This window comes from Thermostichus sp. OS-CIW-20, assembly GCF_054061455.1.
Window position 1 is genome coordinate 1 of record NZ_JBSSEF010000060.1, and the last position, 5,274, is coordinate 5,274.

Sequence of the window (5,274 nt, forward strand, 5' to 3'; positions counted from 1 at the left end):
GTCAGCGTCGCGTAGTGACAACGGAAACGGACAGAATGCTATCGCTTCACCGCTGAGCAGTAATGCTCAGCAGTGTTCAGCGTAAATGTATCAGGTTGCTCTTCTGGCCCAGCGAGGGCCCCTTTTTCGCTTCCTGAGGACTGTTGCGGGAGGTCATGATGCCCCATTCCATGAGCCGAGCAGAGACCCTAGCTCCCATCCATGTGGTGGGTGGGGGGCTGGCGGGGACAGAAGCCGCCTGGCAGATTGCCCAGTTGGGGGTGCCCGTCATCCTGTCGGAGATGCGCCCTGTGCGGCAGAGCCCGGCCCACCACACGGATCAACTGGGAGAGCTGGTGTGCAGCAATTCCTTCGGGGCCCTAGCCAGCGACCGGGCGGCAGGCCTGCTCAAGGAAGAGCTGCGCCAACTGGGATCCCTGGTCATCGCCACCGCCGATCGCCACGCCGTGCCGGCAGGGGGAGCCCTGGCCGTGGATCGGGCCCGCTTTAGCCAGGCCCTAACGGAAGCCATCGCCAACCATCCCCTCATCACCCTGCGCCGGGAGGAGGTGACCGGGATCCCGGAAGGGATAGCCGTCCTCTGCACGGGCCCGCTGACCAGCGAGCCCTTAGCTAAGGCGCTGCAAGCTTTTACGGGCCTGGAATACCTGAGCTTTTTTGACGCTTCCAGCCCCATTGTTACCGGGGATTCCCTCAACCGGGCGGTGGTGTTTCAGGCTTCCCGCTACGACAAGGGGGAAGCGGCCTACCTCAACTGCCCCATGACCGAGGCGGAGTACGAGCGCTTCTGGCAGGCGCTGGTGGAGGCCGAGCAGGTGCCCCTCAAAGACTTTGAAAAGGAGGAGCGCAAGTTTTTCGAGGGCTGCCTGCCCATTGAAGAAATGGCCCGCCGCGGCAAAGATACTCTCCGCTTCGGGCCCCTGAAGCCGGTGGGGCTGGTGGATCCGCGCACGGGATCGCGGCCCTATGCGGTGGTGCAGTTGCGCCAGGAGGACAAAGCGGGCAAGCTGTGGAACCTGGTGGGCTTTCAAACCAATTTGAAGTGGGGAGAACAGCAGCGGGTCTTTCGCCTCATCCCTGGCCTGGAGGCGGCGGAGTTTGTCCGCTTTGGCGTGATGCATCGCAACACCTTTTTGAATTCGCCGCAGCTTCTGTTGCCTACGTTGCAATTTCGCCGCCGGCCAACGCTGTTGGCTGCCGGCCAGTTGGTGGGCACCGAAGGCTACGCCTGTGCCGTGGCAGGAGGGTGGCTGGCCGGACAGAACGCCGCCCGCCTGGCCCTGGGGCTGCCTTTGATCACGCTGCCGCCGGAGACGATGATGGGATCCCTATTCCAGTTCATCAGCAGCGCCGATCCCAAGCACTTCCAGCCCATGCCGGCCAATTTTGGCCTCCTGCCGGAGCTGGAGGGACAAAAAGTTCGCAGCAAACAAGAGCGCTACGCCCGCTACCGGGATCGCGCCTTGGCTGCTCTGGCGGCCACAGGCCTGGTGCGCCAGGCGCAAACTGCCTGAGTTCCCAACCCTGCAGGCGCAAACGGCCAGCTAGCCTGGAATAAAAGGAGGGATCCCGTGCCCATCCTGGTCGTCAACGCCGGCTCCAGCAGCCTCAAGTCCTCTCTCTTTGCAACCGTTGAGGGCAAGGTGGAGGCCACCCCCCTCTGGCAGGCGCAGGTGGACTTTGCCTACCAGTCCGGCCAAGTCTTGATTCAAACTCGGCGGCGGGGCGGCCCCTGGGAATCTTTTCCCCCCCTTGCCCCAGAAGCCGGCATTAGCGGTTTGGCTCCCCTCTTTCAAAGCCTCTGGCAGGGGGAGGGATCCCCGTTGGCCACAGCGGCTGAGATCAAGGCCATTGGCCACCGGGTGGTGCATGGGGGATCCCTCTATCGCCAGCCCACCTTGATTACGCCCGAGGTGGAACAGGCCATCGAGCAACTAAGCCCCCTGGCACCGGCTCACAATCCCCCTGCTCTTGAGGGCATTCGCCTCCTGCGCCAACTGTTGCCTGGGATCCCGCAGGTGGCTGTCTTCGACACCGCTTTTCACCAGCAGATGCCTGCGGCAGCCGCCCTCTATCCTCTTCCCTACGCCTGGGCCGAGCAAGGGATCCGCCGCTACGGCTTCCACGGCATCAACCACGAGCACTGCGCCCGCCGCGCCGCTGAGATCCTGGGCCGGCCCCTGGAAGAGCTGCAGCTCATCACCTGCCACCTGGGCAATGGCTGTTCTCTGGCGGCCATTCGCGGGGGCCACAGCGTCGACACCACCATGGGCTACACCCCCCTGGAGGGCCTGATGATGGGATCCCGCTCCGGCTCGGTGGATCCGGGGATTTTGATCCATCAGTTGCGTCGGGGGATGAGTGTGGAGGAGCTAGACCGGATCTTGAACCGGGAATCGGGCCTGAAGGGCGTGTCTGGCCTGAGCGGCGACATGCGAGTTATCCTGGAAGCCATGCAGGCAGGCCATGCCCGCGCCGAGCTGGCCTTTAACCTCTTCATCCACCGCCTGCGCAGCCAGATTGGGGCCATGCTCATGAGCCTGGATCGGCTGGATGCTTTGGTCTTCTCCGGCGGCATCGGGGAAAACGCGGCGCCGGTACGGGCCGCAGCCTGTGCCAACCTAGGCTTTTTGGGGATCCAGATCGACCCAGTTCTCAACGCCGGATCCCCGCGCAACTGCGACATCAGCACCTCTGATGCTCCGGTGCGGGTGTTGGTCATCTCAGCCCAGGAAGACTGGGCCATTGCCAATGCCTGCCAAAAGCTCCTGCAAGAGGAATAGGCGAAGGAGCTCAGGCTGCTTCTAGCCAGGTTTTCTCCTTTCCAAGGACTGGCTCCGTCGAGACCCTCCCGCCACAATGGAGCCAAAGCCCTGGGCAGGGGAGGATAGGAGGAACCCTCCCTTTCTGCCAAGAGAAGACTTGCAACCCAGCTCATTTGAAGGTAACGGAAACCTATGCAGCCTGCCCAACTCCTGAACAGACGGATCCCCCTGCTGTGGCTCCTGGGCGTCGTTTTGGCGGGATGCGGGGAGACGACCAGCAGCAGCCCCCTGCCCCTGCCGACGCCCCTCCCTCCTCCTTCTCTCACCATCACCGATCTCTCGCCCCGCACCGTCCCCGTAGGGCAAACCCCCACCTTTGTCGTCTCCTTCCGCGTCGAGGCTCCTGCCGGGATCCGCGGATCCAACGCTTTCTTGGCTGCCGTCACCACTCCCCTGGGCAACTTTGTAACCCTAGGGGCTTTCGACGCTTCCCAATTGCCCGGCTGCTTCGTTGGAGCCACCGCCTGTACCGTAACAGGGCTTACCCTGCCCCAGAGCCGCTTTACCGTCACCCAGACGGGATCCCATCAACTCACCATCAGCGTTTTCGATCGCCAGGAGCGGCTGGGCAGCGGCAGCTTTACCTTCAACGGCGTGCTCTAGAGCTCAAAAGCGGAATCCAGCCTTGCTAAGCAAAACGCCACCGAGAATTTGCAAACGCAAGGGGCCTCCTCGTCGCCAGCGCAGACGTTGACAAGGCTTTGCTTCTCTGAGGAGAAAGCCATTTCCAGTAGCCATAGAACGGCTTGCTGCCTAATACCTGCACTTTCTTGGGAAAAAGGGTAAACTACCCGGCTCCAACCGCCCTCCACACCCCCCGTATACGGGGGGATGGACCTACATACCTGCACAGCCAAGTTGCTGGACAGCCCAAACCGTGCATGGATTTCGCGGTCGCTCAGAGACTGAAGCTGAAGAGCGTTGGTTATCTTCTCTGGCGTGTTTTGGTTGGCAGGCCTGGGCAAAGGCATCCAAAGTTGCATCCAGCTTTGTGGCTTGCGAGGCAGATACCTTGAGCTTGCAGAAGATAGTCAGGACTTGGGTCATGCTGGTTATATTAGGCGCTATCGCTCCCCACCGTATAGACGGTGGGGTGTCCCGCGCATTCAGATGAAGGCTGCTGGCCGGACAGGCGCTAGATTGGCTGATTAACCATGGATACTCGCCTAATCAACATCGGCTTTGGCAATATCGTCGCCGCCGGGCGCGTTATCGCCATTGTCAGTCCTGAGTCAGCTCCCATCAAACGCATCATTAGCGACGCCCGCGAAAGAGGCCAGTTGGTGGACGCGACCTACGGTCGCCGCACCCGCGCCGTAATCATCACCGATTCCGGGCACGTCATCCTCTCGGCCATTCAGCCGGAAACCGTTGCCAACCGCTTCCTTACTGCCAAAGTCGGTGCGCCGGAGGAACCTGAGTAAGGGCCTCACAAGCAGCCTGCGAGGCCGAGAGTGAGATATCCTAAAACAAACCAGCCAACTGTCCAGCCGTCCTTTGTCGCTCTCCGCCTATGGCAGTTTCTTCCACTACGCTCTCCTCGCCAACTCCCCCTGAGTGCCTGCAGCAACAGGAAGCCCCTCGGCCTCCTGCCACTCGCGGTCGCCTGGTGGTTTTGACAGGGCCCAGTGGGGTGGGCAAAGGCACTCTGGTCAGCCAATTGCGCCAGCGCCACCCTGAGCTGTACTTTTCTGTCTCGGTAACCACCCGCCCCCCCCGCCCTGGGGAACAGGAAGGCGTCAACTACTACTTCCGCACTCGCGAGGAGTTCCTCAACCTGATTGAAGCCGATGAGTTGTTGGAATGGGCCCAGTACGCAGGTAACTTTTACGGCACTCCCCGCGAGATCGTGTTCCAAAAACTCAGCCAGGGTCAGGATGTGCTTCTGGAAATTGAACTGGCCGGGGCCCGCCAGGTGAGACAACAGTGTCCCGATGCCATTCGCATCTTCCTGTCTCCTCCCTCGCTAGAAGAGCTCGAACGCCGCATTCGCGAACGCGGACAAGACTCTGAAGCCAGCATCCAACGCCGTCTGCAACAGGCTCGCAAAGAATTGGATGCCAAAGACGAATTCGACTACGTGATCGTCAACGACAATCTAGAGCAGGCTCTACAGGAGCTGGAAGCCTTGCTTTATCCTCCCTCTCCAGGGAAGGGGCAATCCTAGGAGCTCTGCGACTCTACGCGCTTTTTTCCGAGAGCTCGCGTCTTTTTCTTAACTAAAAAACGGCGACACAAGCCTCGGCATCCACGCCAAGTGCTTTTTGACACTCCCCCGACTCAAGTCGGGGAATTCTCACGCAGTCCACAACCGGAATCGCGAAGGCGCTGTCAAGACGCCCCTACACACAAAGGGATAGCTTGGTAGCCCCGCACTTGAGTGCGGGGCGGAAAAGCCCGCTAGCCACTTTAGTCGCTTACCCATGATGGGGGTCGTTGATATAGTTTC

At 61.1% G+C, this 5,274-nt stretch carries 5 protein-coding genes and 1 pseudogene; 5 read left to right on the top strand and 1 reads right to left on the bottom strand.

What is annotated here, in order from left to right:
* Positions 1–158 precede the first annotated feature (158 nt).
* The 3 genes from trmFO to ACVWXC_RS13250 all read left to right on the top strand — a co-directional run bounded on the left by trmFO (position 159) and on the right by ACVWXC_RS13250 (position 3,428).
* Positions 159–1,514 (top strand): FADH(2)-oxidizing methylenetetrahydrofolate--tRNA-(uracil(54)-C(5))-methyltransferase TrmFO, encoded by a 1,356-nt coding sequence (gene trmFO / locus ACVWXC_RS13240; RefSeq protein ID WP_414347011.1) that lies wholly within the window; start codon positions 159–161, stop codon positions 1,512–1,514.
* 57 nt (positions 1,515–1,571) lie between these two features.
* Positions 1,572–2,783, top strand: a complete 1,212-nt coding sequence (locus ACVWXC_RS13245; protein ID WP_457393240.1) for an acetate kinase — start codon at positions 1,572–1,574, stop codon at positions 2,781–2,783.
* A 174-nt stretch (positions 2,784–2,957) separates the two neighbouring features.
* Entirely contained in the window at positions 2,958–3,428 is a 471-nt protein-coding gene (locus ACVWXC_RS13250) for a hypothetical protein (RefSeq protein WP_099812725.1), read from the top strand.
* 227 nt (positions 3,429–3,655) lie between these two features.
* Here the strand turns inward: ACVWXC_RS13250 and ACVWXC_RS13255 are convergent.
* A pseudogene (locus ACVWXC_RS13255) lies at positions 3,656–3,872 on the bottom strand (RNA-guided endonuclease TnpB family protein); the annotation flags it as partial.
* 107 nt (positions 3,873–3,979) lie between these two features.
* Between ACVWXC_RS13255 and remA the strand changes: the two are divergent.
* Complete coding sequence (gene remA, locus ACVWXC_RS13260) at positions 3,980–4,249, top strand: extracellular matrix/biofilm regulator RemA (protein ID WP_011431477.1); 270 nt, start codon at positions 3,980–3,982, stop codon at positions 4,247–4,249.
* 89 nt (positions 4,250–4,338) lie between these two features.
* A complete protein-coding gene (gene gmk, locus ACVWXC_RS13265) occupies positions 4,339–4,992 on the top strand; it encodes a guanylate kinase (RefSeq protein WP_011431478.1) in 654 nt (217 codons plus the stop codon).
* Positions 4,993–5,274: the final 282 nt, after the last annotated feature.

Bases quoted from the DNA above. Each gene is read 5' to 3' on its own strand.
- trmFO (WP_414347011.1), top strand. From the start codon at position 159: ATGCCCCATTCCATGAGCCGAGCAGAGACCCTAGCTCCCATCCATGTG.
- ACVWXC_RS13250 (WP_099812725.1), top strand. From the start codon at position 2,958: ATGCAGCCTGCCCAACTCCTGAACAGACGGATCCCCCTGCTGTGGCTC.
- remA (WP_011431477.1), top strand. From the start codon at position 3,980: ATGGATACTCGCCTAATCAACATCGGCTTTGGCAATATCGTCGCCGCC.
- gmk (WP_011431478.1), top strand. From the start codon at position 4,339: ATGGCAGTTTCTTCCACTACGCTCTCCTCGCCAACTCCCCCTGAGTGC.